Below are 26,003 nucleotides of genomic sequence, written 5' to 3'. Positions count from 1 at the left end.
GCAGCTCCTGTCGGACTCCGCAGCTCGAAGAGGAATCAATCGCGTGCGCTGACGCCGTCGGTCCGTGAGGAGCCGACGGCGTCGAAGCACGGGGCAGTAGGGGCTCGACTCACTTCGTGACGGTCACCGAGGTGATGACGACATCCTCGAGAGGGCGGTCGCGCGGGTCGGTGGACACCGCCGAAATCGCATCGACCACCTGACGGGAGGCGTCATCGGCGACCTCGCCGAAGATCGTGTGCTTGCCCTGCAACCACTCGGTGGGAGCGGTGGTGATGAAGAACTGGGAGCCGTTGGTGCCCTTGCCGAGCCGACGACCGGCATTGGCCATGGCCAGGATGTAGGGCTGGGTGAAGGTCAGGGAAGGGTCGATCTCGTCGTCGAAGGTGTAGCCGGGGCCGCCGGTGCCAGTGCCCAGGGGGTCGCCGCCCTGGATCATGAAGCCCGGAATGACGCGGTGGAAGATCACGCCGGAGTACAGGGGCGCGTTGGACTGCTCCTTCGTGCGGGGGTCGGTCCAGGTCTTCTCGCCGGTCGCCAGGCCCACGAAGTTCGAGACGGTTTCAGGAGCCTGCTCCGCGAAGAGCTCAAGGCGGATGTCGCCGAGGTTGGTGTGCAGTGTCGCTTCCATGACCGCAATCGTTGCACGCGTCCTGCGAACAGCGGTGTGACGCTCGGCGGTGGACTCTCCTGTTCACCCCAGGCAAAACGCCTGTCCGGATTGCGGGTGCCACAGGCCCGCAGGTGGGACGATGGAGTCAAGCGACCTCATCGTTCAGAGCAGGGAGACCATCATGGCTTGCAAGACCTTCGCGAAGAAGATCGACACTGACCAAATCCGTCAGGAGACGGCCTCCCTCGCCGAGAACATCGCGGCCCAGGCCGAGCGCGCCGCCGTATGGGCGGCTCCCCGGGTGAGCAAGGCCCGCACCGAGGTCGCCAAGGCCGCCAAGGAGGCCCAGCTGCGCGCACAGCCCGTCGTCGAGGAGGCCCGTACTCGGGTGGTCGAGGACTATGTTCCAGCCGCTCACAGGGCCGCCGTCGCCGCTCAGAACGCGGCCGACACAGAGGGTACGCTTACCGAGCGTGCTCAGCGCATCGCCGTCGCCGCGAAGAACGCGGCGCTCGAGATTCCGGAGGTTCCCGTGAAGAAGAAGCACCCCGTCCTCAAGACGCTCGGCTGGCTCGCACTGGCCGGTGCCGCAGCGGGCGCCGCCTACGTCGTGTGGCGGCGCAGTCAGCCCGTGGAGGACCCGTGGGCCGAGGAGTACTGGGCCGACGCCGCCGAGGATGAGGCCGTCGGGGAGGGGATCTCCGCTCCCGTGGTCCCGGCCGAATGAGGCGATGAGGCTGTTGAGGCAGTCGAGAGTCGGCATCGCTTAGTCGCATCGATCGCATCAAGACCGATGACCAAGGCCGACGCCGATTGATGGCGTCCCCCGTGCGCGTCGTGCGCGCCGCACGGGGGTGCCGTTCCGGCCGGGATGGCCGGTACGGCTCCGCGCGGGCTCTCGGGTGGATAGGCTGAGAGCATGAGCGCCATCGTTCCCGCGTCCACGGTGCCCCTGATTCGAGGCACCAACGAGCCCGCTCCCCTGCACATGCCGCAACTCGGTCTCGGTACCTACAAGATCGGTGCCGAGCAGGTTGAGCGAGTTGTCCGCGATGCCCTCGACGTCGGCTACCGGCACATCGATACCGCTCAGATGTACGGCAACGAGGCCGGGGTCGGTGCCGCCCTTGCGAGCTCGCGGGTCCCCCGCGACCACCTATGGGTGACCTCCAAGCTCGACAACCCCAATCACCGGCGCGAGGACGCCCTGCGCAGTTTCGAGGCCACCATGCGCGACCTGCGTTTGGATGTGCTCGATCTCTTCCTCGTCCACTGGCCGATGGCCGACTCCCCCGGTATCGACCTGGTCGACACCTGGCGCACCATGATCGACATTCTGGAGTCCGGTCGTGTGCGTGCCATCGGCGTGTCCAACTTCCAGGCCGAGCATCTGCGCACGATCATCGAGGCCACCGGCGTGACTCCGGCCGTCAACCAGATCGAGCTCCACCCGTATCTCTGCCAGGAACAACTGCGCGCACTGCACGACAGCCTCGGGATCGTCACCGAGTCCTGGTCCCCCCTGGGCCGCGGTCGGCTGCTGGAGGAACCGGTCGTCAGGGACGTAGCCGCAACGCTTGGCGTCACGCCCGCCCAGGTCGTCATCCGCTGGCATGTGCAGCACGGACTGGTGGTCATTCCGAAAACGACGCATTGCGAGCGCATGCGCGTCAATGCGGACGTGTTCTCCTTCGGATTGTCGCGTGAGCAGATGGCGGCGATCGATGCGTGCGACCGGGGACTGCGCACGGGATCGCACCCCGACCGGGTTCAAGAGCGGTCTTGAAGCGCAGGGCCCTCATTTCCAGCGCAGAAGACCCAGGAAACCCAGCATCATGACGAGGAAGCCCACGTACAGGTTGCCGTTGGCCAGCCAGTCGTTGGCGTGGTGGGCGCGGAAGTACGGCAACGGATACTTGCCCTGGAAGAGGTAGGTCGCCACCACCCACAACAGCCCGATCACCATGAGAGTCACCATGGTGGGCGCGTACCAGTTGGGGCTGCCGGTGCGCTTGACCTTGACCGGAACGCGCGAGACGCGGTTCGCCGCGGATCGCGACTCCTGCTCTTCCTTCTTCGCTGCGGCCGCCTTGGCTGGGTTGCCCGAGCGCTTGGGGGCGGACTTACTCGACTGGGCCACGCGGGCCTCCTCACTGGCGGGGCGATCGGGGATCCGGACTTGTTGCCGGGCTTTGTCGATGCCTAGCCTAGGGCATCGTAGAGCAGAATCCGTCGGTCCTGAGTCGTGGCCGAGGCGCACAGACCCCTAGACTGGTCAGCGGCACATGAATCTCAGACCACCAGGAGGGCTGATGGCAACAAACCACAGGGCGAAGCCGCGTCGCCGTTCAGCGCTTGACCGGGTCCTGTCGGGATTCGGGGAGCTTCTCATCACCGTCGGGGTCGTCGTGGCGCTCTTCCTGGTGTGGCAGCTGTGGTGGACCGGTTTCGACGCGAATAAGAAGGCCGAGGCCCATACCGTCGCCTTCCATGAGACGCAGGTGGACTCCCCCAAGACGGAGGGAACCAAGCACACCGAAGACCCGCCGGTGCCCGATGAGGCCGCCTACGGCGAGACCATCGGTATGCTCATCGTCCCCAAGTGGTACGGCGTGACGAACAACAACATGCCGATCGTCGAGGGCACGGGCAGTGATGTGCTGGATCAGGCTGCGGCCGGCCACTACCCGGACACGCAACAGGTCGGTGAAATCGGCAACTTCGCACTAGCCGGCCACCGGCGCACCAACGGAAACTCCTTCCTGCGCATTGACACGCTTGAGGAGGGCGATGAGATCGTCGTCGCCACCAAGGACACCTGGTACGTCTACACGGTCTCATCGCACGAGATCGTCGACCCGACGCAGGTCGATGTCATTGCCCCGGTTCCGGGTGATCAGGAGGCCCAGCCCGTGGATCGCTACATCACGCTGACGACCTGTCATTCGCTGACCACCGGAGAGTGGGGCAATGACCACCGCTGGATCGTCCACGGAAAATTCTCCTACTGGATGCCCCGTACCGAGGGACGCCCCGCCTCGGTCCTCAACGACCCGGAGGTCAACTGATGTACGGATGGATCTGGCGGCATCTGCCCGGCCCGACCTGGTTCAAGGCCATTGAGGCCCTGGCCCTGATAGTGCTGACGGTGCTCTTCCTCTTCGAGGTTGTCTTCCCCTGGGCCAACACCACGTGGAACATCTCCGGAGAGGCCACGGTCTAATAGCTTGACGGGGATGGGAGGAAGGGCGACAGGCGGGCGACACGCGTCTAAGCGGTGAGCCCTAGACAGGTGGGGTGAGGCCGGCGTTGATCACGCCGACCTCACCCCACCTGCCTACGGCAACGAACGAAGGAAGAGCATGCCGACCCGACAGGCCCGACGGGGAGATCCTCGGGCTCTTCCCGATGATTGGTTGGTTCCAAGGAGGCGTCGGACCGGCTCGGCCGGGCTGGGTCCTGGCTTCAGGCCCGACGGCGACAACGGCGGTTTGCCGTGTCAACGGCAATTTCCCTCATCCTTCTAAGGACAAATGCCAGAAGGATGAGGGAAACCGCCGTTGATGCTGAGATCCCCGGGGATCGGAGTAGCGTCTACCTCTTAGTGCTTCTTGTCCTTATCCTTGTCGTTGTCGTCGTTGTCGTCGCCACCATTCTGCTGTGGCGGCTTGCTTGGAGACGGGACCAAGGAGCTGCCGGGGGTCGGGCTCGCCGTCGGGGCCGCCTCGTAGACGTAGTGCGTCACCGTGAGCGTCACGGAGTCGCCCAGATCGATGCTCTGCCCCTCCGCGGGGTCGACTGCGGTGACCTCGTAGCGATTGCTCTTCGACTGGTCGTTGGTCTTCGAGTCATTCGTCGTCGTGTTGTAGTTCAAGCCCGCGGCCTTGATCGCCTCCTGGGCCTCATCCTGAGTCTTGCCGACGACGGAGGGCACGGTCGTGCGCCCCGAGGAGACGACCACGGACACGGTTTCCCCCCGTGACACTGACGTGTCTGCGGCGGGGCTGGAACGGATGACACGGCCCGCCTGGGTGCCCGGAGAATCCTCAGCGGTGACATCGCCCCAGGCGAGGTTCGCATTCTCGATCTCCTTGCGCGCCTCGGACTGCGTCATGCCGGTGACGTCGGGAACCTTGACCGTGGCGGATCCCGACGAGAAACTCACAGTGACATCAGCGCCCAGAACGGCGGACGTGCCGGCTCCCGGGTCGGAGGACACCGCCAGGCCCTCATCGACCGTGTCCGACGAGACGTCATCCCCCTTGACGAAGGTCAGCCCGAGGTCCTCGATGGCGGTCTTGGCGTCATCCTCCGACATGCCGGACACGTCCGGCACAGTGGCGGCGGTCGCCGTCGGCGAGGGCGTCGGGCTCGGCTTGCCTCCCAGGAACCTGCCCGAAGCGAGCATGCCGATAAGGGTGCCCGCCAGGATCAGGAGGATGATCAAGAGCAGCCACACCCACCAACGACGCCGGGGGCGCTTGTCCTCAGCCGCCTTCTCAGGACCGGCCTGCGGCGGGGCCGCCGACGGCGGTGGGGCCGGGACGGCGGGTGAGGGCGCCGTCGCCGAGGGCATGGCGGTCGTGCTCTGCCAGGTGTCGGTCGCCGGTGCTGAGACGGCCATGCCCCGTTCCGCCGCCAGAAGCTCGGTGCGCATATGAGCGGCGTCCTGGTAGCGGTCGTCCCGGGTCTTGGCCAGGGCCTTCAGGACGACTCGGTCGAGAGACTCGGGCACATCCGCCGCCAGGGACGACGGCGGCTTGGGGATCTCGCGCACATGCTGGTAGGCGATGGCGACCGCGGAGTCCCCGGTGAAGGGGGGCTGGCCGGTGAGCAGCTCGTAGAGCAGGCACCCGGTGGAGTAGAGGTCGGAACGGGCATCGACGATCTCGCCGCGCGCCTGCTCCGGGGAGAGGTACTGGGCGGTGCCGACCACGGCGTGCGTCTGGGTGACCGTCGCGGAGGAGTCCTCCATGGCCCGCGCAATGCCGAAATCCATGACCTTCACCGCGCCGGTGGAGGTCAGCATGATGTTCCCGGGCTTGATGTCGCGGTGCACGATGCCCGCACGGTGGGAGTACTCGAGAGCATCCAGCACACCCGTGGTGATCTCAACCGCCTCCGGGATCGGGACGGCCTCGCCATCGCCGAGGAGTTCGCGGACCGTGTGCCCCTCGACGTACTCCATCACGATGTAGGGCACCGACCGCGTTGAGCCGTTGGGCGTCGTGATCTCTTCCTCGCCGGAGTCGTAGACGGCGACGATGGTCGGGTGGTTCAGAGCTGCGGCCGACTGCGCTTCGCGGCGGAAGCGCGCCTGGAAGGTGGGATCGCCGGCGATATCCGAGCGCAGCAGCTTGATCGCGATGATGCGTGACAGGCGCTTGTCGTAACCGAGGTGCACTTCGGCCATGCCGCCGCGTCCGATGAGGTCTCGGATCTCGTAGCGGCCTGCGAGGACCTGGGGGAACTCGGTCACAGTGCCTCCTGTAGTGGGATGGTGGACACAACGGCCTGCCCGCGCGGGACGCCTGGCTGTGCTGACGTAAGGGTACCTGCAGCGACAACAATGGCGAGAAGAGTCAGCACAGCGACTGCGACCAGAGCGACCAGACGGGTCTGGGCCAAGGGCAGCCCGAATAGGCCGCGCCCAGAGGCGTGACGTGTCGGACTGGGACCTGCCTCGAGCAATCCGGCCGCTGCGGCCCGCGTGCGCTCGGCGATGGGGAATGCACGGGTGGATCCTGATCCGCCGTCCGATGCGCTCCGCCTGCCGGCACGGCGATCGGGCTCGTTGCCATTGCGCTCATCCTGCTTGTCGCGGGCACGGCGCCGGCGGCGCCTGGGGGCGGGCTCTGCCGACGCGGATCGAGACGCCGCCTCGCCCGGCGCCTCAGTGCGGGAGCGGTCGACTCGGCGCCCTGTGGACGTCCAGGTCGGCGTCTGCCGCGGGTCCCACGAGTCCGCCGGCAGATTGACGACGATGCGGTCCAGGCGCCGCGCAACCTCGCGAGCCGACGGCGGGCGGTCCGCGGGCTTCTTGGCGAGCAGCTCCATGACGACGGCGTTGACCTCGGCGGGGACCGAGTTGGGCAGGGGCGGGACCGGCTCGTTGACGTGGGCGAAGGCGATATCCACCTGGGTCGTCCCCGTGAAGGGGCGGCGACCGGCCAGAGCCTCATAGGCGATGATCCCCAGCGCGTATAGGTCGCCGGCGGCCGTGGCCATGTTGCCCATGGCCTGCTCGGGCGCGAGGTACTGGGCCGTGCCCATGACCATGCCCGTGGCCGTCATCGGGCGCTGGTTGACTCCGGTGGAGATGCCGAAGTCCGTGAGCTTGGCCAGACCCTCCCGGTTGATCAGGATGTTGGAGGGCTTGACGTCGCGGTGGATGACGCCGGAGTCGTGCACCACCTGGAGCGCTCGCGCGACCTGGGCGAGGATCGGCAGGATCTCCGCGGGCGCCATGGTGCCCTTGTCGGTGATGATGTCGGACAGCGCCCGCCCCTGGACGAGCTCCATGATGATCCAACCCGAGCCGTCGCGCTCGCCGGCGTCCAGGACGATGGCCAGATTGGGGTGACGCAGCCCGCGGGAGTTCGTCGCCTCGGCGCGCAGGCGCGACAGGAAGATCTCGTCGCCCGCGAGCTCCGGGCGCAGGATCTTGGCCGCGACCATCCGCCCGCTGCGCAGGTCGGTGGCGCGCCAGACCTCCCCCATGCCTCCCAGGGCGATCCGCTCGATCAGCTGGTAGCGGCCCTGCAGCTCCAGACCGACGGCGGGCTTCATTGGTTCACCGCCGCGTCGATGACACTGGCCGCGATCGGCCCGGCGACGGACCCGCCGGTGCCGTTGTCCGCCGTCTGCTCCCCGCCGTCGAGGACGACGGCCAGGGCGATCGACGGCTTCTTCAGGTCCGTTCCGGCGAAGCCGACGAACCAGGTCACGGGGCCGCCCTCGTCCGAGCCGGTCTCGGCCGTGCCGGTCTTCCCGGCGACGGACACGCCGGCCACCTGGGCGCTGGTGCCCGTGCCCTCGCTGACCGCCTGCTGCATGAGGGAGGACAGCGTGTCCGCGGTCTCCGAGGAGATCGGGTTGCGAGCCTCCTTGGGCGAGGTCTTACTGACCACCTTGAGGTCCGAGTCGAGCGTCCGCGACACGAGATAGGGCTTCATCTGCTTGCCATTGTTGGCGATGGTCTCCGCGACCTGGGCCATCATGAGCGGCGTGGCGCGCACGGAGGCCTGGCCGATTCCGGCCATGGCGGTGTCCGCCTGGCTCTCGTTGTCCGGATAGGTCGAGGGCGTCACGTCCAGGGGGATGGACTCGGCCTCCCCGAAGCCCCAGGTCTCCGCCTCCGAAGACAGGTCCTTGTCGCCCACGTCCATGGCCAGCTGGGCGAAGGGCGTGTTGCAGGATTCCGCGAAGGCGTAAGCAAGAGTCACCTTCCCATTCCCGCACGACTCTCCGGCGTAGTTCGACAGGGAGTGGTTCGTGTCCGGCAGGGTGATGGTCTCGGGGGCGTCCACCTCGGTGTTCGGGTCCGCCTTCCCATTGCGCAGGGCGGCGGCGACGGTCAGGATCTTGAAGGTCGAGCCCGGAGGGTAGAGGTCTCCGCCGATGGCGCGGTTGGCCATCGGGTTCCCCTCATCCTCATTCAGCGAGTTCCATGCGGACTGAGCCGTGCCCCCGTCGTGGGAGGCGATCTGCGTGGGATCGTAGGAGGGTGAGGAGACCATGGCCAGGATGGCGCCGCTGCTCGGATCGAGGGCGACGACGCTCCCCCGGCGGCCGGACAGGGCGTCCCAGGCGGCCTGCTGCACCTGGGGATTGATGGTCAGCTCGATGGCGCCCCCCTTCTGGGTGTCCCCGGTGATGAGCGACTTGATGCGGCTGGAGAACAGGGAGGGATCCTGGCCGTTGAGCACCGTGTTCTCAGCGCGCTCGAGCCCGGTCATCGAGGCGAAGACGGTGGAGAAGTAGCCGGTCACGGGGGCGTACAGCTCACCGCCGGGATAGGTGCGCTGGTAGGAGTAGGCGTCGTCGGACTTCACCGAGTCGGCCACGGCGGTGTCCCCGACCATGATCTGACCGCGATCGGTGCCGAACTCCGCGTAGACCGTGCGGGAGTTGCGCGAGTCGGTGGTCAATGTGCCCTGGGAGCTGGAACCCTGCCACAGGGCCGGGCGCGCCAGACCCTGGACGCTGGTCAGCGAGGCGGACAGCGCCAGGAACATCACGACGACCAGGATCGTGATCTGGTGGATCTGCCGGTTCACGCCTGCTCCTCCTCCTCGGCATTGATAACGGTGGTGGCGAACGGGTCCCCGGGCGAAGGCCTGGGGGGCTCGGGGGCCTGAACTCCATAGGGGGGCTCGGGGGCCTGGGCCTCGTAAGGATAGGGGGCCGGGGGGCCGAGGTGCGCGGAGCCGTCGGGTGCCGCGCCCGGCTGCGGCGCGGGGGCGCCGGGCCAGGGCGCGGGTGCGGGAGGCCCTGAAGGTGCTGAGGGCCCTGAGGACGCCGAGGACGCTGACGGCGTTGAGGGCACAGCCGGATCATTCGCGGGCGAGGGCTCCCCGCCGCCATAGGCTTCCGGATCGATGATGGGGTCCGCCTCCGGTGCGGGGCCCTCCGGGTCCGACTCAGCTCCGGCGTCGAGCACATGCCTGCGGATGCCGGTCGGCAGCTCGGCGGTGTCCACGAAGCGCGGCGCCGTCGTCGGCGGGCGCCTGGCGGCGTCCGACAGCCGTATCAGCAGGGCCAGGATCATCCAGTTCGCCACCAGGGACGAGCCGCCGTAGGCGATGAAGGGCATTGTCAGACCCGTGAGCGGGATGAGGCGCGTGACTCCCCCGACGACGACGAAGACCTGTATCGCGATCGTGAAGGACAGTCCGACGGCGAGCAGCTTGCCGAAGCCGTCGCGCAGGCTCATCGCGGTGCGCAATCCGCGCTCGATGAGCAGCAGGTAGAGCATGAGAATGGCGAGGGTTCCCGTCAGTCCCAGCTCCTCGCCGATGGAGGCGATGATGAAGTCGGAGTTCGCGAAGGTGACGAGGTTCGGGTAGCCCGCGCCCCAGCCCGAGCCGAGCACGCCCCCCGAGGCCATGCCGAACAGGCCCATCACCAACTGCCACGAGCCGCCCTGCGCGTCGTAGACCGCAGGGTCCATGGCGTCCAGCCACGCCGTGATGCGTTGCTGCACGTGATGCAAGTGGGTGGCGGCGAACCAGGCCGCCGGCACGAACAGGAGGGCGCCGAGGACCAGCCAGCTCGGTCGATCGGTGGCGACGTAGAGCGTGACGACGAACAGGCCGAACAGCAGGACCGAAGATCCCAGGTCCTTCTGCATGACCAGGACCAGGATGCTCACGCCCCACACGACCATGAGGGGGCCGAGGTGGCGTGCGCGCGGTAGGTTCATCCACAGGATGCGCCGCCCGGCCAGGGCCAGGTTGTCGCGGTTCGAGATCAGGTAGGAGGCGAAGAAGACCGCCAGGAGCACCTTGGTCAGTTCGGCGGGCTGGAAGGACATGGGGCCCAGATGGATCCAGATCCGGGCGCCGTTGATGCTCTGCCCCAGACCAGGGATGAAGGGGAGCACGAGGAAGGCGAGGCCCCCCCACATGGCCCAGCGGTCCCAACGGCGCAGCAGGCGGTAGTCGCGCACGACGAGTACGGCGCAGAACAGCACGACGCCGATGCCGGTCCACATGGCCTGCTTGGGGGCGTAGTCGTGGGTTTGCTCCAAGCGCTCGTAGGACAGGTCCAGTCGCTGGATCATGGCCAGCCCGAGCCCGTTGAGGGCCACGGCCGCGGGCAGGAGCACCGGGTCGGCCCACGGCGCGGTGCGCCGCACCCACAGGTGGACGACGACGGCCACGGCCACGAGCGACCCGCCGAGCTGAAGGATCTGCGCCGGGGAGGAGCCGGTGCGGTTCAGCGCGGTCAGGACGAAGCCGCCCAGGCCCAGGACCAGGGCGACGATGAGAAGACCCACCTCGGCCCAGCGACCGGTACTGCGTGCAGTACCGGGTGCGATCGAGGATGCCTGAGCCGGATGCGTTGCCGGGCGTGTGCTGCTCATCGCTCGGCCCTTCAGTTGTCCGGAGCGACCGGTGGTGGTTCCTCCACCGCGGCAGAGGCGGATGCCGACGGCGTGGCGGTCGGTGTCGGTGTGGTGGCGATGTGCGTGCTCACGGTCACGTCCACGTACTCGCGGGCGGCCTCCAGAGAGGGCTGTGTGACTGCCGCGGTCAGACGCTCGCGCATGAGATCGTCGAGATCATCGAGCGCAGGGGTGTCGTACGTCTCCACGAGGTGGCTGAAGGTGAGCGGCCCGAGCTGCTGCGGTATGCCCTGGTAGATGGCGACCTTGCCGTCGGCCACGGCGACGTAGTACTGCGTCTGCGTCCACCGGTATCCCAGGAATGCCGACCCCGCCAGCGCCAGCACGAGGATGATGGAGGCGATGAGCGATTGGCGCCGTCGCCGCTTGTGCTTGATCTTCTGGGACCGCACCTCCTCGGCGATGGCGCTCGCCTGCTCGGGCTCCGGGTCCTCCTCGGACTCCTCGAGACTGGCCACCAGGGCCGCGGCCTTGGCCGCCGGCGTCGAGGCGACCGCGGCATCCCCGTCGGATTCGGTCGAGGCCGGGGAGTCGCCGGAGGCTGCCTGCTCCAGGCGCGCGCGACGATTGGCGGCCGAACCCACCATCTGCGGGTCGGTCTGCGGCTGCTGCTCGTCCTCGACGACGTCGACGATGACCGCGGTGACGTTGTCGGGCCCGCCTGCTCGCAGTGCCAGGTCGATGAGCTGATCGGCGGCCTGGCCCGGATCCTCCACGCCGGAGAGGACCTCGGCGATGGTCTCGCCGGTGACCGGGCCGCTCAGGCCGTCCGAGCACAGCAGCCACCGGTCTCCGGGCACCGCCTCGCGAATGGACTCGTCGAGCTGGACATCGCCCTCGGCATCGCCGAGCACGCGCAGCAGGACGGAGCGCTGGGGGTGGCGACGGGCCTGCTCACGGGTCAGCCGCCCCGTCTCGACCAGGTACTCCACGAAGGTGTGATCGGTGGTCACCTGGGTGAGTTCGCCGTCGCGCAGGAGGTAGGCGCGCGAATCGCCCACGTGGATCATGGCGAGCTTGTTGCCGCTGCGCATGATGGCGATGCAGGTGGTGCCCAGGCCCGAGAGATCGGGGTTGCTCGCCGAGAGCGTGACCAGTTCGGTGTGCGCCTCCTGCACGGCCTCGCGCAGCAGCCCGAGGAGCTCGCCGGCCTGATGGGAGTCGGCGTCCAGCGGGACGAGATGCTCGATGGCGACCGCGGAGGCGATATCCCCCCCGGCCGGCCCGCCCATGCCGTCGCACAGGATGACGAGGTGGGGGCCGGCGTAGCCGGAGTCCTGGTTGGAGGACCGCACCAGGCCGATGTCGCTACGTGCCGCATAGCGCAGTGAGATTGTCATGGGCGCAGCTCCAAAGTGGTCTGACCGATCCGGACGGGGACGCCGACCGGGAGCTCGACGGCGCCGTGGACCGGACGTCCGGCCAGCGTCGTCCCGTTGGTGGAGTTGAGGTCCTCGAGCCACCAGCTGCCGTCCTTGGGGAAGACGCGCGCGTGGTGGGAGGAGGCGTAGGAGTCGTTGAGAACGAGCGTGCAGTTCTGGTCGCGGCCGATCGTGATCGAGGTCGGCGTCAGCGGGACCATGGAGCCTGCCAGCGGGCCCTCGGTGATGATGAGGCGGGTGGCGCCTCGGCGGCGCCCGTTGCTGGGCGCGGCGGCGGGGGTGTTCTTCTCGCGGCTGAAACGGCGTCGAGGAGTGGGCGAGGAGGCTTCGGCGGTGTCGCGGCGCAGGGTGCGGATGATGAGGAAGACGAAGAACCACAGCAGGGCGAGGAAGCCGAGCCGCGCAATGGTGAAGGCGAGCTCGCTCACACGCCTGCCTCGGTACCCTGAGAGCCGTCCCAGAACATGATCCGGGTGCGACCGACTGTGAGTGTGTTGCCGTCCAGGAGCGTGGCGGCGTCCACACGATGCCCCTCGACGAAGGTGCCGTTGGTCGAGCCCAGGTCGGTGGCGATCGCGTGACCCTGCGTGAGGCGGATCTCGAGATGCCGGCGGGAGACGCCGGAGTCGTCGACGATGATGTCGGCCTCCGAGCCGCGTCCGATGACGGTGACCGGGCCCGTCAGCAGGTACCGCTGGCCGTCGATGTCGAGGATCGGGTGGCTCGGCGTCGCGCTGGCGGAGGCCGCCGGTGCCGCGCCCCCGCGCCGCGTCGAGGACTCGATCTCGATGGCGGGCGCCGTCAGGTCGGCATCGGGGACGAAGGAGACCTTGACCGGGCCGACGAAGGAGTAGCCCTGCTCGGAGGCGTGAGTGGTGGCGACTTCTTCCATCTGGCGGATCATCTCATCCAGCCCCCAGCTCTCGATGCGGGAGACGTCACTGGGCGCCAGATGAATGCGGAAGACGTTGGGGACGACGGATCGATCGCGGGCGAACGACGCGGCGCGCTTGTCCATCGTCTCGCGCACTTTCGAGGCGATCTCGATGGGCTCGACATCATCCGAGAAATGAGACATGGCGCGACTGGTGACGTTCTCGACGCCCTTCTCGAACTTGTCCAGGATGCCCATGGACTACCTCCCCGTGTGCTCGGCGCGGCCGAGATGACCGCGGTGGCCGTGATGCCGGGCGGTACGGCGGCGTCCGGCGAGCCGTGCCCATCGTAACGGCTGTGACCCGTAGGACGGGTAGTGCAGACCATCGCTGTGTTGCGCCCATGGGAAATCCATGGGAAATGTCGCATGACAAGCGGAAGATCAGTGTTGGTGAGGTGTCGGTGAGGTGCTGTTGAAGCGTCGGCGAGGGGCGGGGGCGACGTGAGGGTGAGCGGTCTCACCTGATGGTCCGCATCGCGAAGTGGACGTCGGGACTGTCAGGCGGCTATTGTCATCCTCGCTTCTCGCGCGAGTGGCGGAATTGGTAGACGCGCACGGTTCAGGTCCGTGTGATCTCGCGATCATGGGGGTTCGAGTCCCCCCTCGCGCACGGTTGAGTATCAGCGCACGTTGAGCGCAATGAATGCACTGAGTGAACTGAGTGCAATAAGGCCCGGAGCCCGTGGATCGGCGGCCCGGGCCTTTGTCGTGCTGTCGTGCCGGCGTGCCGGGGTGCCGGTGTTGCGCCGGAGCGTTCAGGGCTGCGGCTGCATGCGGCGTCGGATATGCCACAGGACGTGCGCCGCGAGGGCGCCGGCCCAGGCGCCGACGGCGTTCTCGGCGATATTGATCCAGGTCGCGCGCCTGAGCAGGAAGGGCAGTGCCCATTGGGCGAGCTCGGCGCCCGCCCCGAGGGCGCAGCCGGCCAGGGCCCAGTGCCACCAGGCGGTGCGCGGCCAGCCCAGATGGGCCAGAAGGGTCAGGGGGGCGAGCATGACCAGGTTGAGGATGATGTCCTTCCCCTCGGCGTTGAGGAACCAGGGACCGACCGATTCCTTGAGCTCGGCGATCTCGGAGCCCGAGTCCCAGAGCACGGCGAGCAGGACGACCACGAAGTAGATCCCCGCGGCGACACGGCAGGCGATGCGGAAACAGCTCATGGGCGGAGGCTATCGGCGTTGACCGGAAAGTGGACGTGGTGCGACACACAGCACCAGCGGCTCCGAGTGGACGGACAATCGTCGTGTGAGTCAGAAGCGATTCGTGAGTCGGCCCCGCGCCTATGGCGTCGTGGGCCTCGTGGTGGTGGCGCTGTGCGCATGGGGCCTGGGCTCCCAGCACGGGGCCGCCGGAGGCGCCAAAGACACTGAAGACGCCGAGCACGCCAAGGGCGCCGGGTACTTCGAGACCGTGCAGTCGTCGGGATCGTCGTCCGTACTGCTCGGGGACGACTCCCCCGTGATCGACACGATGCGATCTCAGGATGTGGGAGCTCAGGAGCTGCTGGTGACCGGGGACGGCGTGAGCACCGGCTCGGTCAGCGCTGTCGACGTCGACGGCGATGCCGAGCTGGGGACGGCGGACTCGACGACCTACGTCTACACGCCTCCCGGCTATGACGCCGGGTCGTCCACCCGCTATTCCGTGGTCTACCTGTTCCACGGCACTCCCGGCTGGTCGTCGGACTGGTTCTCCGGGACTGCTCTGGCCAGTCGGCTCGACCGCCTCATCGATGACGGCGCGATTCCTCCCGTCATCGCCGTCTCCCCGGAGATCTCGACTCCTGAGGTCTCCGACACCCGCTGCCTGGATTCGACCACCGACGGCCCCCTCATCGACACCTATCTCACACAGGGCGTCGTTCCCTGGGTGGACGAGACGTACTCCACGTACGCCGATGCCGACCATCGCGTTCTCATGGGCTTCTCGATGGGCGCCTTCTGCGCGACCAATCTGCTCTTCCAGCATCAGGACATGTTCTCCTCCGCCGCGGCCATGGCCGACTACGGCGAGCCCGGGGCGGACGCCGCGCCTCTGCTCGCCGATGACGTCGAGTACGAGCGTCAGTCGCCCGCCGTCTACCTGAGCGACCCGGACTTCGAGCTGAGGGACGGGCTGAGTCTCTATCTCACAGTCGGCGGGCAGTCACTGGACGTGGACGTCGATGACACGCCTCTGCTCGCCGATATGGCGGCGGAGCGGGGAGTCACCGTCATCTACGAGCCGGACGAGGCGGCGGATCATGATTGGCAGATGGTCTCCGACCATGTGGACGGGGCGCTCGAGATGCTGTTGACCGACGGCGCCTGATGGCGCCCGCCTTAGGGCCTCTGCGCATCGCTGGGCGATGTCAGGCGATGTTGCGCGATGTCGAGGTCGACTTCTTCGAACGAGGACGACGGTGGCACCGTCTATTTCGTTCGAAGAAGTCGACCTCGATGCGTGTGATGGAGTCGATCGAGCGGATAGACGGGCTCAGCAGCATCCGGTGGAGACGTTGCGCTCGTCGAACTCCGCTCGGGCCCGCCACCACTGGCGCTCGCTCAGCGGCTCATGGTCGGGGTGCTCGCGCCGATGCCGTTCGACATAGCGGTCGTACGCCGACTCGCCGGTGAAATCGCGCCACAGACGGCGGGCGCCGGCCAGGCCGGCGCGCAGGCGCGCGAGACCGGCGGCCAGGCCGCTGAGAACCCTGCAGGTGCGGAGGCCACTGGAGCCGCTGGAACCGCTGAGGCCGCTGACGACACTGAGAGCTCTGCCGCTCGAGGCGCTCTCAGCCGCCCCCGCCTGCGCGGCGGGCGGGGTGCGCGCACCGGCGGTGGAGCCGGCACCCGGCGTCGTGCCGGACCGCTCCCCGCCTGGTGCTGCGCCCGCCGTCGTGGGGCGACGACGTGACTGCCCTGTCAACGCGCCGCCCTCAGCTGCCCGCACTGACTGTGCTGTCTGTGCTGTCGGCGTTGTCGGTGCTGCCGGCACTGCCCGCATGGGCGTGCGAATGGCCCGGAATGAGATCGGGATCGCCGACCCTCTCGTACTCCTCCACGAGTTTCTTCTGCAGCTTGTCGGCGATCATGGTCTCCGGGGCGTAGAAGTTCGACTCCTGGTAGGGGTCCTCGGAGGTCGTGGTGTCGCCGCTGCGGATCGTCCGGATCACGCGCACCAGGGCGCACAGTATGACGAAGGCGACCATGACGAGGAAGACGACCGACAGCGTCCCCTGGATCATGGTGTTGCGGACGATCGCCCGCTGGACGTCGATGGCCGCCGGGTCGGTGAGCGTGTCCAGCTTGGCCTGGGCGTCGCGGTGCTGCTGGAAGTAGCCGACCAGCGGATCGGTGGAGAAGATCTTCTGCCAGGACGCCACGAAGGTGACGGCCGTGTCGAAGGCCAGGGGGATCAGGGGGATCCACACCCACTTCGTATACCCCTTGCGCACGACCATGACGGTGACCACCAGCAGGGCCACGGCGGCGATGAGCTGGTTGGCGATGCCGAACAGCGGATAGAGGGTCTTGATGCCGCCGCGCGGGTCGGTCACGCCCATGAGCAGCAGTGAGCCCCAGGCGGCCACGACCACGCCGGTGGTCGCCCAGGCGCCGACGTGCCAGGACGGGTCCTTGAACTTGGGGAACACATTGCCCAGGGCGTCGGAGAGCTGGAAGCGGGCCACGCGGGTGACGGCGTCGACCGCCGAGAGGATGAACAGCGCCTCGAACATGATGGCGAAGTGGTACCAGAAGCCCATCATGGTCCGGCCGCCGCCGATCTGATGGAGGATGTGGGCCATGCCCACCGACAGGGTGGGGGCGCCGCCGGTGCGCGCGACCACGTTGGGCTCGCCGACGTCGCCGGCCAGGCGCTCCAAGGCGGCAGCGCCGGTGTAGGTGGTCGGGTTGCCGGCCTCGTCCCAGGAGTCCCACTCGGGGCTCATCGGGTTGCCGTGGGCATCGGTCACGCCCAGGTTGGCGACGGCCGTTTCGGCCAGCTCCTCGCAGTGGTGGTCGGGGTCGTTCGCGGTATCGCAGGGCGTGGCGGCCACGACGTCGGGACCGGCGAGCTTGCCCAGCGTGTCCGTCGAGGTGTTCATGGAGAAGTAGATCCCCGGGCTCAGGGAGACGGCGGCGGCCAGGGCCATGATCGCCACGAAGGACTCCATGAGCATGCCCGCGTAGCCGATCATGCGGGCCTGGGACTCCTTCTGGATCATCTTGGGGCTCGTGCCCGAGGAGACCATGGCGTGCATGCCGGACAGGGCGCCGCAGGCGATGGTGATGAACAGGAAGGGGAAGAGCTTGCCGGCGAAGACCGGGCCGTCCGTGTTGGTGGCGAACTCGGAGACGGCGGCCATCTCGACGACGGGTCGCACGATCAGGATGCCGGCGGCCAGGACGACGATGGTGCCGACCTTCATGAAGGTGGACAGGTAGTCGCGCGGGGTCAGCAGCACCCACACGGGCAGGACGGCGGCCAGGAATCCGTAGATGATCATGGCCCACACCAGGGCGGTGGGCGACAGGTGCAGGTAGTGGCCGAAGGAGGACTCGGCCACCCAGCGGCCGCCGATGATGACGCCGATCAGGACGGCGAAGCCGACGATGGAGACCTGGGTGATCCGTCCGGGCTGGACGAAGCGCAGCCACAGGCCCATGCATACGGCGATCGGGATGGTGCAGCCCACGGAGAAGACGCCCCAGGGGGAGGAGGCCAGCGCATTGACGCAGACCATGGCCAGGACCGCCAGGACGATCATGAGCATGACGAAGACGACGATCGTGGCGACGATGCCGCCGATCCTGCCGATCTCGTCGGTGGCCATCTGGCCGAGCGAGCGGCCGCCGCGGCGCATGGAGAAGAACAGGACGAGCATGTCCTGGACGGCCCCGGCCACGACCACGCCCAGGATGATCCACAGGGTGCCGGGCAGGTAGCCCATCTGGGCGGCGAGCACGGGGCCCACGAGCGGGCCCGCGCCGGCGATGGCCGCGAAGTGGTGGCCGTAGAGGACCACGCGGTGGGTGGGGTCGAAGTCGCGTCCGTTGTTGATGCGCTCGGCCGGGGTGGCGTTGGAGTCGTCGGGCCGCATGATCGTGCGCTGGATGTAGAGCCCGTAGAAGCGGTAGCCGATGGCGTAGGTGCAGATCGCGGTGACGACGAACCAGATGGTGTTGACGTGCTCGCCGCGGGCGACGGCCAGCATCCACCAGCCGAGCACGCCCAGGGCCGTCACGGCGACCCAGATCGCGATGCTCTTCGGCGTCCAGGTGTGGTGGGGCTTGATGCCCACGGGGACGCCGTCCTTGTTGCGAATGATGAGGCGCTCCTCCTCTGGGGTGTACGAGGGGAGCTCGGTTTGTTCTTGGGTGTCCATGGGGTCACTTCTCAACGCTGAGTTGTGGGGACGCACGACGGGAGAAGTCGTGCTGTCGTCCAGGGTAGAGCTCCGGTGCGGTGCAGAGCCAGGGTCAGTCTGGGGCGAGGCTCTGGCGGAGGCGCCGCCGAGGGTCCGGGGACCGATCTCGCGGCGGAGTGCGACCGATCTCGAGCCGGAAGCGGACCGATCTCGGTGCGGAAGCGGACCGATCTCGGCGAAGAGGCTGGTCGAGGCTAGCCTGGGGGCGTGCCCGACCTCCTGCACTCCGTCGTCGATGTCCTCGCCGCCGCCCCGCTGCTCACCGTCTTCCTCGTCATCGGACTGGGGACCGCTGTCGGCCAGATACCTTTCGGCCCCATTCGCTTCGGGGCCGCCGGCGCGCTCTTCGTCGGGCTCGCCCTGGGCGCCGTCGACCCCCGGCTGGGAGCCGACCTGACCCTGCTGCGCAGCCTCGGCCTCGGACTGTTCTGCTACACGGTCGGCATCGGCGCGGGCAACACCTTCTTCCGCGACCTGCGCCGCCAACTGCCGCTCATGAGTCTGTGCGTGGTCGCGCTCATAGTCGCCGGAGGCGCCGGCATCCTCTACTCCCGCCTGATGAGCGTGTCCCCCGCCATGGATTCCGGCGCCTATGCCGGAGCGCTGACCTCGCCCGTGCTCGACGCCGCCATCGAGGCGGCCGGCACTCAGGAGCCCGCCGTCGGTTACGCCCTGGCCTACCCGGTCGGCGTCGCCGTGGCGATCGTGATCGTGGCCGCCGTCATCAACCGCCCCTGGCCCGGTCGACGCGACCCGCGACCCGCGTCGGCCGACGGCATCACCGCCACCAGCGTCTACCTCCTGCGGCGCGTGGCCCTGGGCGAGATGGACGCCTTCAGGCAGGGGCGGATCCGTATCTCCTACCTGGAGCGCGACGGGGTCACCCGCGTCGTCCACCCCCGTGAGGAGCTGCTGCCCGGGGACAAGGTCGTCATCGTCGGGGCGCCGTCCGCCGTCGAGGCCGCCGTGGAGGACTTGGGCACCGGCCTCGACAAGTGCCTGGCCAAGGACCGCACCGCCGTCGATTACCGCCGCCTGACCGTCTCCAGCACGCGCGTGGCCGGGCGCACCATCGCCGAGCTCGACATGCCGGGCCGCTTCCGAGGCGTCGTCACCCGTGTCAAGCGCGGTGACTTGGACCTGCTCGCCCGCGAGGACCTCGTCCTGGAATTGGGCGACCGGGTGCTGGCGGTCGTGCCCGGCGACGAGCTGGAGCGCGCTGCCGACTACTTCGGGGACTCCGAGCGCTCCATCGCCCAGATCGACGCCTTCAGCGTAGGGCTGGGCATGGCGCTGGGCGTGCTGGTCGGCCTCGTCGCCGTGCCGCTTCCCGGCGGTGTCACCCTCAAGCTCGGTGTGGCCGCCGGTCCGCTCGTGGTGGGCATGGTGCTCGGGCGCCTCGGGCGCACCGGCCCCTTCATCTGGGGACTGCCGCACGCCGCCAACGCAACCATCCGCCAGCTCGGCCTGCTGTTCTTCCTGGCCGCCATCGGGCTGGCCAGCGGCCCGGACTTCGCGGCCGCCGCCTTCTCCCGCACCGGCCTGGCGGTGGGCGGGCTGTCGGCGCTCATCGTGGTGGTCAACGCCGTCGTGCTCCTGGCGGGAGCGCGGTGGGCCGGAGTGAGCGCGCCGCGGGCCGCCGGCGGTCTCGCGGGCCTCGTGGGCCAGCCGGCCATCCTCGCCTTCGCCCTGTCCAAGCGCGACGACGAGCGCGTCGAGGCCGGGTACGCCACGCTCTTCGCGCTGGCGATCGTCGTCAAGATCGTCATGGTGCAGGTGCTCGTGGCGGTATGAGCCGGGGTCGGGCACGGCGGCCAGGGCTCGCTCCTTGCTCGCGCGAAGCCCTCCTTACGGGGCGTGTGTGTCCAGATCCGGGACAAACGCCGTAACCGTGCGCTGAACCGTTCAGCAGAAACGCGCCATTCCAACGATCTGCGATGCACCGCTCGGAGGTGTCGCGCTGTTTGTCCCGATTCGTGACATGTCGGGCCGGTCAGCGGGTGAGGGGTTGGTGGGGGTCAGCGCGATCCATAGCCTAGGAGGAACTCCACGGCCCTAGGATCCGTGTGCTCGATGAACAGGCTCTTGCCCTCATCCAGGGCCGTGATGGCCGCCATATCGGCGTCGTCGAGCTGGAAGTCGAGGATGTCCAGATTGGAGGCCATGCGCTCGCGGTGCACCGACTTGGGAATGATGATGACGTCGCGCTGCAGCAGGTAGCGCAGCGCCACCTGGGCGGCGGTCTTGCCGTACTCCTCCCCGATCCCGGACAGAACCGGGTGGGCGAAGAGGTTGTTCTTGCCCTGAGCCAGCGGCCCCCAGGACTCCAGGGCCGTGCCGTACTTGGCGTACCAGGTGCGGTTGTCCGCCTGCTGATTGAAGACGTGGGTCTCCATCTGGTTGACGGCCGGGGGAACCTCGACGTTCTCGGCCAGGTCCACGAAGCGGTCGGGGAAGAAATTGGACACGCCGATCGCGCGGACCTTTAGCGGTTCCTAATGTGGCTGAAGGGGGTCGATATGAATCGACGAAGTAGGAGGTTAAACGGTATCTCGCTTCTGTGGTCGCAGCCAGGATAATCTCGAAATATGGGATGACCAAGAATGATGCTGTAGTGGGATGGGGAAAAGTTTCGGAGTGCTCGTCTTGTTAAGAATACTGAATATTTTTCTTTGGGTTGATTGTGCTTCGTGAGCGGGGATGGTGTGTTCGAGTATGCTTTTGCGTGCAGGGGAATTGTGGTCCAAGGGTGAGAAAAAATGTTTTGCACCCCTGGGTTCAGTTCTTTTCTGGGAGTGGGGGCGTTGAGGGCCTGTAGGATGGATGCACCCTTCGCTAATTTGTCTGACGTCGGTCATCTAGGTGACTTGATTGTGTTCTTCAGAAGGAGTGCTCTGCACCTGCGGGCCTGAACGTGAAGTATCGCCATGCCGGCAGCCGTCTGAATCAGCGTGATGGCCATGGGGATCAGGATCGAGACCGTCTCATGCAGGACCGCCTGGATGACGAACAGGAGAGCCGAGTCGATGAAGACCACGCCCAGTCCCGCGGTGGCCGTCGCGCACCGGGCCTGCGTCTCATACCAGTTCTCCTCGGACCGAAGCGCGATCTCGTAACGCACTCCCGCCCAGGAGTTCGGTGGCAGTCTGCGCTGCGACATCCGGCGTCCCAGCACTACGAGTCCGACGCCGGCTACGCCCAGGACCATGCTCATGAGTACGGAGAATGCTGTCTCAACCATCGACGTCCCTCATTATTCCTGTTGGTATGGCAGAGGTTCTCGTTCCGGTGAGTTCTTCCTGCATGATACGCCCGCGCGGACGCACCTAGAACCTCACCCCCCTCGCGTCTGAGGGGCAGTCAACGAGACTCAAGGTGCGTCCGCGCGCGGTTCTGCTGGTCGGTCAGGGTTTGATGGCTCTTCGCGTTTGAGGGTGTTGTAGGCGGGGTCTATTGAGGTGCGTAGGTCGGGGTGGGTGCGTCGTTGCGGCGGGTAGGGGTCGAGGTCTCCTGATGATGGGAGCTGCTACACAACCGTCACGAGAGACCTCGACGTGCTTGAGACTACCTTCGCCTGCCCTGATCTGACGACCTTCCTGGGCTGGATGCCCTGGGACTGACCGCGGTGGGCCAGCACCTCACAGCCAAGCGCGCGGTGATCGAGTGCCGCATGCCGATCGGGTTTGAGGACCCCTTCTGCAAGGCCTGCGGCGTTCAGGGAGTATCCCGTGGGACGGTGGCCCGGCGCTTGGCCCACGTGCCGGTGGGGTGGAGGCCCACGCAGTTGGTGGTGCGCGTGCGGCGCTTCGCCTGCACCCACTGCCGTCGAGTGTGGAGACAGGACACCTCCACCTTGGCTGAGCCCAGGGCGCGGCTGACGCGCTCGGCGGTGGAGTGGGGCTGCGTGCCCTTGCCCTGGAGTGCGTGTCGGTCTGTCGGGTAGCAGCCGCTCTGGGGATCTCCTGGCACACCGCCAACAACGCAATCCTGACCCGAGCCGAGCAGATCCTCAACGAGGCGCCCGACCGATTCAAGGGGGTGGAGGCTCTCGGGGTCGACGATTCCCCCGCGCGCTTCGCTCCCGTGCGGGAGGTGCCCCCTCTGTGTGGCGCCACACCAGGCGGGGCGACCGGTACGTCACCGTCATGATCGACCTGACCCCCGTGCGCGACCGCAGTGGTCCGGCCCGGCTTCTGGACGTGGTCCCGAGCCGGTCCAAGAAGGCCCTACAAGACCTGGCTCGCCGCTCGGGGCGAGTCCTGGCGTGGGCGGGTCGAGGTGGTAGCCACGGGGCGGTTTCACCGGGTCCCGAGAGCGCCGCCGGCGAGGAGCTCCCACAAGCCCGGGCGGTGATGGACCCCTTCCATGTCGTGTCCCTGGCTGCCAGCAAGCTCGATGAGTGCCGCCGCCGCATCCAACGAGTGATCGCGGGCCGGCGGGGCCGAGCGGGTGACCCGCTCTACCGGGCCCGGTGCACCCTGCTGACCGGGGCCGGCCTGCTCACCGACACCCAGGCCAGGCGTCTCCAGGCCCTGTTCGCTGATGAGCGCCACGCTGCGGTCCAGGCCGCCTGGGGCGTCTACCAGCGCCCGATCCAGGCCTACCGCACCGAGGAGGCGGGCCTGGGAAAGTACCTGATGCAACGGCTCATCGACTCCCTGAGGCAGGCCGTCCCCGACGGGCTGGAGGAGATCCAGACCCTGGCCAGAACCCTGATCAGCCGCAGCCAGGACGTCCTGGCCTACTTCGACCGCCCCCGTACCTCCAACGGCCCCACGCCAAGCCATCAACGGACGCCCGGAGCACCTACGCGGCATCGCCCTGGGATTCCGCAACCTCACCAGCTACACCATCCACAGCCTCATCCACACCGGACGCCTCAAAGACCACCTGACAACAACCACCTAAACCAGGCAATAAGCCCCACCTACAACACCCTCAAACACGAAGAGCCCCTTATCACTTCCTCTTCTGTACGTTCTGTACGGCCCTCTTCCCCGGCCGCCCGACTGCTGCTTGTCTCTCCACCGTGTCGCACCCGGGCGTCCTGTCTCGATCCCGCTAACCGGACAACAAAGTGGGGATAACCCCACCCGGGGTGATGCGCGGCCTACGTTTTCCCCGGCCTCAGAGCAGGATCTCCAATTCCTAGAATGAACAATCCTGAACACCATCGCTGAGGAGTCGGGAGAAAGCCGGCGGTGCGCATCACTACGGCTTCGGATTCGCATTTCCGAGCGGATGGCCGGACCGCACCCGGGCTATCGCGTTCTGTCACATGCCGTATTCGAGCGGCATTCGAGCGGCCCGTGGACCACCCATGCGGCATGTCGGCAGTCAGGGGGTCAGCGGCCGGACCGAGTGGCAAGAAGCGCTTATCCTCTTCATCCATCGCACGAACCGGGAAGGAGGGGGCCCATGCGTGTCGGTCGCGACGACATCCGTACGTGCTGGTCTCCGCAAGTACGGCGGCGCCGTGATTGCCGGGGGTGCCCATGAGCATCCGCAGTGCTGACCTCCCGGAGCCGTTGCGGGCGCTCGCCGCTCAGCAGCCCCTGGCCCTGAGTGCCACGGCCTTCCTGCGCGAGCACCACCGCGAGCTGATCACGATCCGCGACCTGGCCGACCACCTCTCCTACAGCCCCTCTCATCTGACGCGCTCCTTCACCGCGGCGGTGGGCGTCTCACCGATCCGCTACCTGTCCTCCTGGCGCCTGCACGAGGCCAAGCACCTGCTCATCAGCGAGGGGCTGGATGTGGCGGAGGCCTGTTACGAGGTCGGCTATACCTCGGTGGGCACCTTCTCGCGCCGTTTCGTCCGGGACGTCGGGCTGCCGCCAGCGGCCCTGAGGCGGTCGGCGCACCGGCTGGCCGAGGTCAGTCTCCCTCCGGCGAGCCTGCTGACGCCGGCCGCGCGCCGGGTACTGGTGCGCGTCGCCGTGCCTCCGGCTCTGCGGGCGCGGCTCGGTGAGGTGCCCTACCAGTGGGTCGGTACCTTCCCGACGCCGGTGCCCTGCGGCCCTCCGCATACGGGCGCCCTGCGCCGGGGCGTGGTGGAGGTGTGCCTGCCGGTGCCTGCCGGTGCGCCGTGGCTGCTGGCCACGCTGACTCCCGGTGGGGCCGATGCCGCCGAGCAGCTCGCACCGCAGGCGCCTCTGGTCGCCCGGCCGCACCGCCTGCGTGCGGATGTTGGGCGGGGGGAGGAGGAACGGGAAGAAGTGGTCACCGTGGAGGTCGGTCCGGCCCTTCCGTGGGACCATCCGATGCTGGTGGCCCTCCCTGCGCTGTGGCCGGGCTGAGGGGGCGCTTGAGCGCTCGCCCTGCTAGTGCCAACCCGCCTATCGCGATAGCTCGCCCTATCGAGATCGACATTCTCGAACGAGATCGACGGTGCCACCGTCGCCTTCGTTCGAGAATGTCGATCTCGACGTCGGCTCCGGACAGCAGGATCGGAGTCGTCGCCGCGGCTGCGCGCCACCTACCGTGCGGATGGCTGGCAATGAGCCACCGGAGGCGCCTCGTGCTCGGCTGCCGGCGCCTCCGCAAAGAAATGAGCCCCACACCTGGAGGACCGATGACCCCTTCGACCGATATCGCTGATACCGCCGGCACTGCTGTCACCGCTGACACCACGGCAATCGCGCAGGGCCGCCCCTGCTGGCTCGAGCTGTACACGCCCGACACCGAGGCTGCTGCCGCCTTCTACTCCGGCCTCCTGGGGTGGCGGGTCGCCCCTGCCGACCCTGATGCCGGCATCTCCACTACGGTGACGCACCGCGACCACCTCATCGCCTCCTTCGAGCCGCAGGAGGACTATGCCGGCTGGCTCGTCACCCTGCTCGTCGACGACGTCGCGGCGGCTGTGGCCGAGGTGGAGGCGGCGGGCGGAGGCGTCGTCGTCCCGTGCACCGAGGTTCCGGGCGACGAGGTCGACGAGACGGGCGCTGCCACAGCTTTCGCCGTCGTGACCGACCCGGGCGGCGCCCGCGTGGGCATGATCTCCACCGAGCCGGGGCCCGTGCCACCGATGGGACCGGGCATGCCCGTATGGCACGAGGTCCTGACCGACGGGCTGGACGCCGGTATCGACTTCTACAAGAGGGTCTTCGGGTGGCGCACGCGCGTTGTTCCCTATGGCGGCGAGGACTTGCCCTACCGCGTCAACTACTCCGGGACGGAGTCGCTGTGCGGCATCGGGGAGCTCGGCGCTTTCGCCAGCGAGGATGCGACTCCGGCCTGGAGGGTCTACTACGGTACTTACGCCAGCGAAGGTGCGACTCCGGCCTGGAGGGTCTACTTCGGTGTGGAGAATCTCGATGACGCTGCGGCGCGTGTACCCGCTCTCGGCGGGAGGGTCGTCTCCGGGCCGCAGGACATCCCCTTCGGCAAGATGATCCAGGTGACGGACCCCGACGGCGCCCGGTTCATGCTCCTCGAGGTAGCCGCGCCATCGAGATAGACATTTTCGGATGAGATCGACGGTGACACCGTCGATCTCATCCGAAAAAGTCGACCTCGACAGGGTGGGGCGG

The 26,003-nt window shown here is 67.8% G+C and carries 22 protein-coding genes, 1 tRNA gene and 1 pseudogene; 10 read left to right on the top strand and 14 right to left on the bottom strand.

The window, feature by feature from the left end; genetic code table 11:
- Nucleotides 1–109 precede the first annotated feature (109 nt).
- A complete protein-coding gene (locus tag W5W_RS0102370) occupies nt 110–631 on the bottom strand; it encodes a peptidylprolyl isomerase (RefSeq protein ID WP_008730804.1) in 522 nt (173 codons plus the stop codon).
- Nucleotides 632–752: 121 nt separating this feature from the next.
- Between W5W_RS0102370 and W5W_RS0102365 the strand changes: the two genes are divergently transcribed.
- Nucleotides 753–1,340 (top strand): hypothetical protein, encoded by a 588-nt coding sequence (locus W5W_RS0102365; RefSeq protein WP_017194197.1) that lies wholly within the window; start codon nt 753–755, stop codon nt 1,338–1,340.
- A gap of 192 nt (nt 1,341–1,532) precedes the next feature.
- Nucleotides 1,533–2,399 carry an aldo/keto reductase gene (locus tag W5W_RS0102360; protein ID WP_017194196.1) on the top strand — a complete coding sequence of 289 codons (867 nt, stop codon included), beginning with the start codon at nt 1,533–1,535 and terminating at the stop codon, nt 2,397–2,399.
- A gap of 12 nt (nt 2,400–2,411) precedes the next feature.
- Here the strand turns inward: W5W_RS0102360 and W5W_RS0102355 are convergent, their stop codons facing one another.
- Nucleotides 2,412–2,753: a cell division protein CrgA gene (locus tag W5W_RS0102355; protein ID WP_008730718.1), complete on the bottom strand. Its 342-nt coding sequence runs from the start codon at nt 2,751–2,753 to the stop codon at nt 2,412–2,414.
- Between the two features lie 172 nt (nt 2,754–2,925).
- Between W5W_RS0102355 and W5W_RS0102350 the strand changes: the two genes are divergently transcribed.
- Complete coding sequence (locus W5W_RS0102350; RefSeq protein WP_017194195.1) at nt 2,926–3,681, top strand: class E sortase; 756 nt, start codon at nt 2,926–2,928, stop codon at nt 3,679–3,681.
- A complete protein-coding gene (locus W5W_RS16365) occupies nt 3,681–3,836 on the top strand; it encodes a hypothetical protein (protein ID WP_017194194.1) in 156 nt (51 codons plus the stop codon). The genes W5W_RS0102350 and W5W_RS16365 overlap by 1 nt, the downstream gene beginning before the upstream one ends.
- 378 nt (nt 3,837–4,214) lie before the next feature.
- On the opposite strand, the gene pknB is transcribed toward W5W_RS16365, so the two are convergent.
- From pknB to W5W_RS0102310, 7 genes are read right to left on the bottom strand one after another with little or no spacing between them, the layout of a single operon-like run.
- Entirely contained in the window at nt 4,215–6,092 is a 1,878-nt protein-coding gene (pknB, locus tag W5W_RS0102340; protein WP_017194193.1) for a Stk1 family PASTA domain-containing Ser/Thr kinase, read from the bottom strand.
- Nucleotides 6,089–7,402: a serine/threonine-protein kinase gene (locus tag W5W_RS0102335; protein WP_017194192.1), complete on the bottom strand. Its 1,314-nt coding sequence runs from the start codon at nt 7,400–7,402 to the stop codon at nt 6,089–6,091. The genes pknB and W5W_RS0102335 overlap by 4 nt, the downstream gene beginning before the upstream one ends.
- Nucleotides 7,399–8,892 (bottom strand): peptidoglycan D,D-transpeptidase FtsI family protein, encoded by a 1,494-nt coding sequence (locus W5W_RS0102330; RefSeq protein ID WP_017194191.1) that lies wholly within the window; start codon nt 8,890–8,892, stop codon nt 7,399–7,401. The genes W5W_RS0102335 and W5W_RS0102330 overlap by 4 nt, the downstream gene beginning before the upstream one ends.
- Nucleotides 8,889–10,700 (bottom strand): FtsW/RodA/SpoVE family cell cycle protein, encoded by a 1,812-nt coding sequence (locus W5W_RS0102325; protein WP_017194190.1) that lies wholly within the window; start codon nt 10,698–10,700, stop codon nt 8,889–8,891. The genes W5W_RS0102330 and W5W_RS0102325 overlap by 4 nt, the downstream gene beginning before the upstream one ends.
- Before the next feature lie 11 nt (nt 10,701–10,711).
- Nucleotides 10,712–12,082, bottom strand: coding sequence for a PP2C family protein-serine/threonine phosphatase (locus W5W_RS0102320; RefSeq protein WP_008730256.1), 1,371 nt, complete (start codon nt 12,080–12,082; stop codon nt 10,712–10,714).
- Nucleotides 12,079–12,552: an FHA domain-containing protein FhaB/FipA gene (locus W5W_RS0102315; protein WP_008730259.1), complete on the bottom strand. Its 474-nt coding sequence runs from the start codon at nt 12,550–12,552 to the stop codon at nt 12,079–12,081. Before W5W_RS0102315 ends, W5W_RS0102320 begins: the two co-directional genes overlap by 4 nt.
- Nucleotides 12,549–13,256, bottom strand: coding sequence for an FhaA domain-containing protein (locus W5W_RS0102310; protein ID WP_008730260.1), 708 nt, complete (start codon nt 13,254–13,256; stop codon nt 12,549–12,551). The genes W5W_RS0102315 and W5W_RS0102310 overlap by 4 nt, the downstream gene beginning before the upstream one ends.
- A gap of 331 nt (nt 13,257–13,587) precedes the next feature.
- Here W5W_RS0102310 and W5W_RS0102305 point away from each other — a divergent pair.
- Nucleotides 13,588–13,671, top strand: a tRNA-Leu gene (locus W5W_RS0102305).
- Between the two features lie 145 nt (nt 13,672–13,816).
- Here the strand turns inward: W5W_RS0102305 and W5W_RS0102300 are convergent.
- Entirely contained in the window at nt 13,817–14,221 is a 405-nt protein-coding gene (locus W5W_RS0102300; RefSeq protein ID WP_017194189.1) for a hypothetical protein, read from the bottom strand.
- An 85-nt stretch (nt 14,222–14,306) separates the two neighbouring features.
- Here W5W_RS0102300 and W5W_RS0102295 point away from each other — a divergent pair, with 85 nt between their 5' ends.
- The gene (locus W5W_RS0102295) at nt 14,307–15,371 is read left to right on the top strand and encodes an alpha/beta hydrolase (protein WP_017194188.1); all 1,065 of its coding nucleotides are present in this window, start codon (nt 14,307–14,309) and stop codon (nt 15,369–15,371) included.
- A gap of 165 nt (nt 15,372–15,536) precedes the next feature.
- Here W5W_RS0102295 and W5W_RS16560 read toward each other — a convergent pair whose 3' ends face one another.
- Together W5W_RS16560 and W5W_RS14465 are read right to left on the bottom strand one after the other, a co-directional pair.
- Entirely contained in the window at nt 15,537–15,968 is a 432-nt protein-coding gene (locus W5W_RS16560; RefSeq protein ID WP_017194187.1) for a YbdD/YjiX family protein, read from the bottom strand.
- 10 nt (nt 15,969–15,978) lie between these two features.
- Nucleotides 15,979–18,429 carry a carbon starvation CstA family protein gene (locus W5W_RS14465; RefSeq protein ID WP_017194186.1) on the bottom strand — a complete coding sequence of 817 codons (2,451 nt, stop codon included), beginning with the start codon at nt 18,427–18,429 and terminating at the stop codon, nt 15,979–15,981.
- A 249-nt stretch (nt 18,430–18,678) separates the two neighbouring features.
- Between W5W_RS14465 and W5W_RS0102280 the strand changes: the two genes are divergently transcribed.
- A complete protein-coding gene (locus tag W5W_RS0102280) occupies nt 18,679–20,265 on the top strand; it encodes an aspartate:alanine exchanger family transporter (RefSeq protein ID WP_017194185.1) in 1,587 nt (528 codons plus the stop codon).
- Nucleotides 20,266–20,489: 224 nt separating this feature from the next.
- On the opposite strand, the gene W5W_RS14460 is transcribed toward W5W_RS0102280, so the two are convergent.
- Nucleotides 20,490–20,945 carry an aldo/keto reductase gene (locus W5W_RS14460; protein ID WP_274517139.1) on the bottom strand — a complete coding sequence of 152 codons (456 nt, stop codon included), beginning with the start codon at nt 20,943–20,945 and terminating at the stop codon, nt 20,490–20,492.
- Nucleotides 20,946–21,325: 380 nt separating this feature from the next.
- Entirely contained in the window at nt 21,326–21,712 is a 387-nt protein-coding gene (locus tag W5W_RS0102270; protein ID WP_017194183.1) for an SdpI family protein, read from the bottom strand.
- A 313-nt stretch (nt 21,713–22,025) separates the two neighbouring features.
- Between W5W_RS0102270 and W5W_RS16885 the strand changes: the two are divergent.
- From W5W_RS16885 to W5W_RS0102250, 3 genes and pseudogenes are all read left to right on the top strand, one after another.
- Nucleotides 22,026–23,379 (top strand): annotated as a pseudogene (locus W5W_RS16885) (ISL3 family transposase).
- A gap of 587 nt (nt 23,380–23,966) precedes the next feature.
- On the top strand, nt 23,967–24,770 hold the full coding sequence (locus tag W5W_RS0102255; protein ID WP_050980323.1) for a helix-turn-helix domain-containing protein: 804 nt from the start codon (nt 23,967–23,969) through the stop codon (nt 24,768–24,770).
- Between the two features lie 275 nt (nt 24,771–25,045).
- Entirely contained in the window at nt 25,046–25,930 is an 885-nt protein-coding gene (locus tag W5W_RS0102250) for a VOC family protein (RefSeq protein ID WP_017194180.1), read from the top strand.
- Nucleotides 25,931–26,003 lie beyond the last annotated feature (73 nt).

Source organism: Actinomyces massiliensis 4401292 (assembly GCF_000269805.1).
In the GTDB taxonomy this organism is placed as follows: Bacteria; Actinomycetota; Actinomycetes; order Actinomycetales; family Actinomycetaceae; genus Actinomyces; species Actinomyces massiliensis.
Note: the sequence above shows the minus strand (reverse complement) of the source record. Positions and strands in the feature narration are given on the sequence as shown.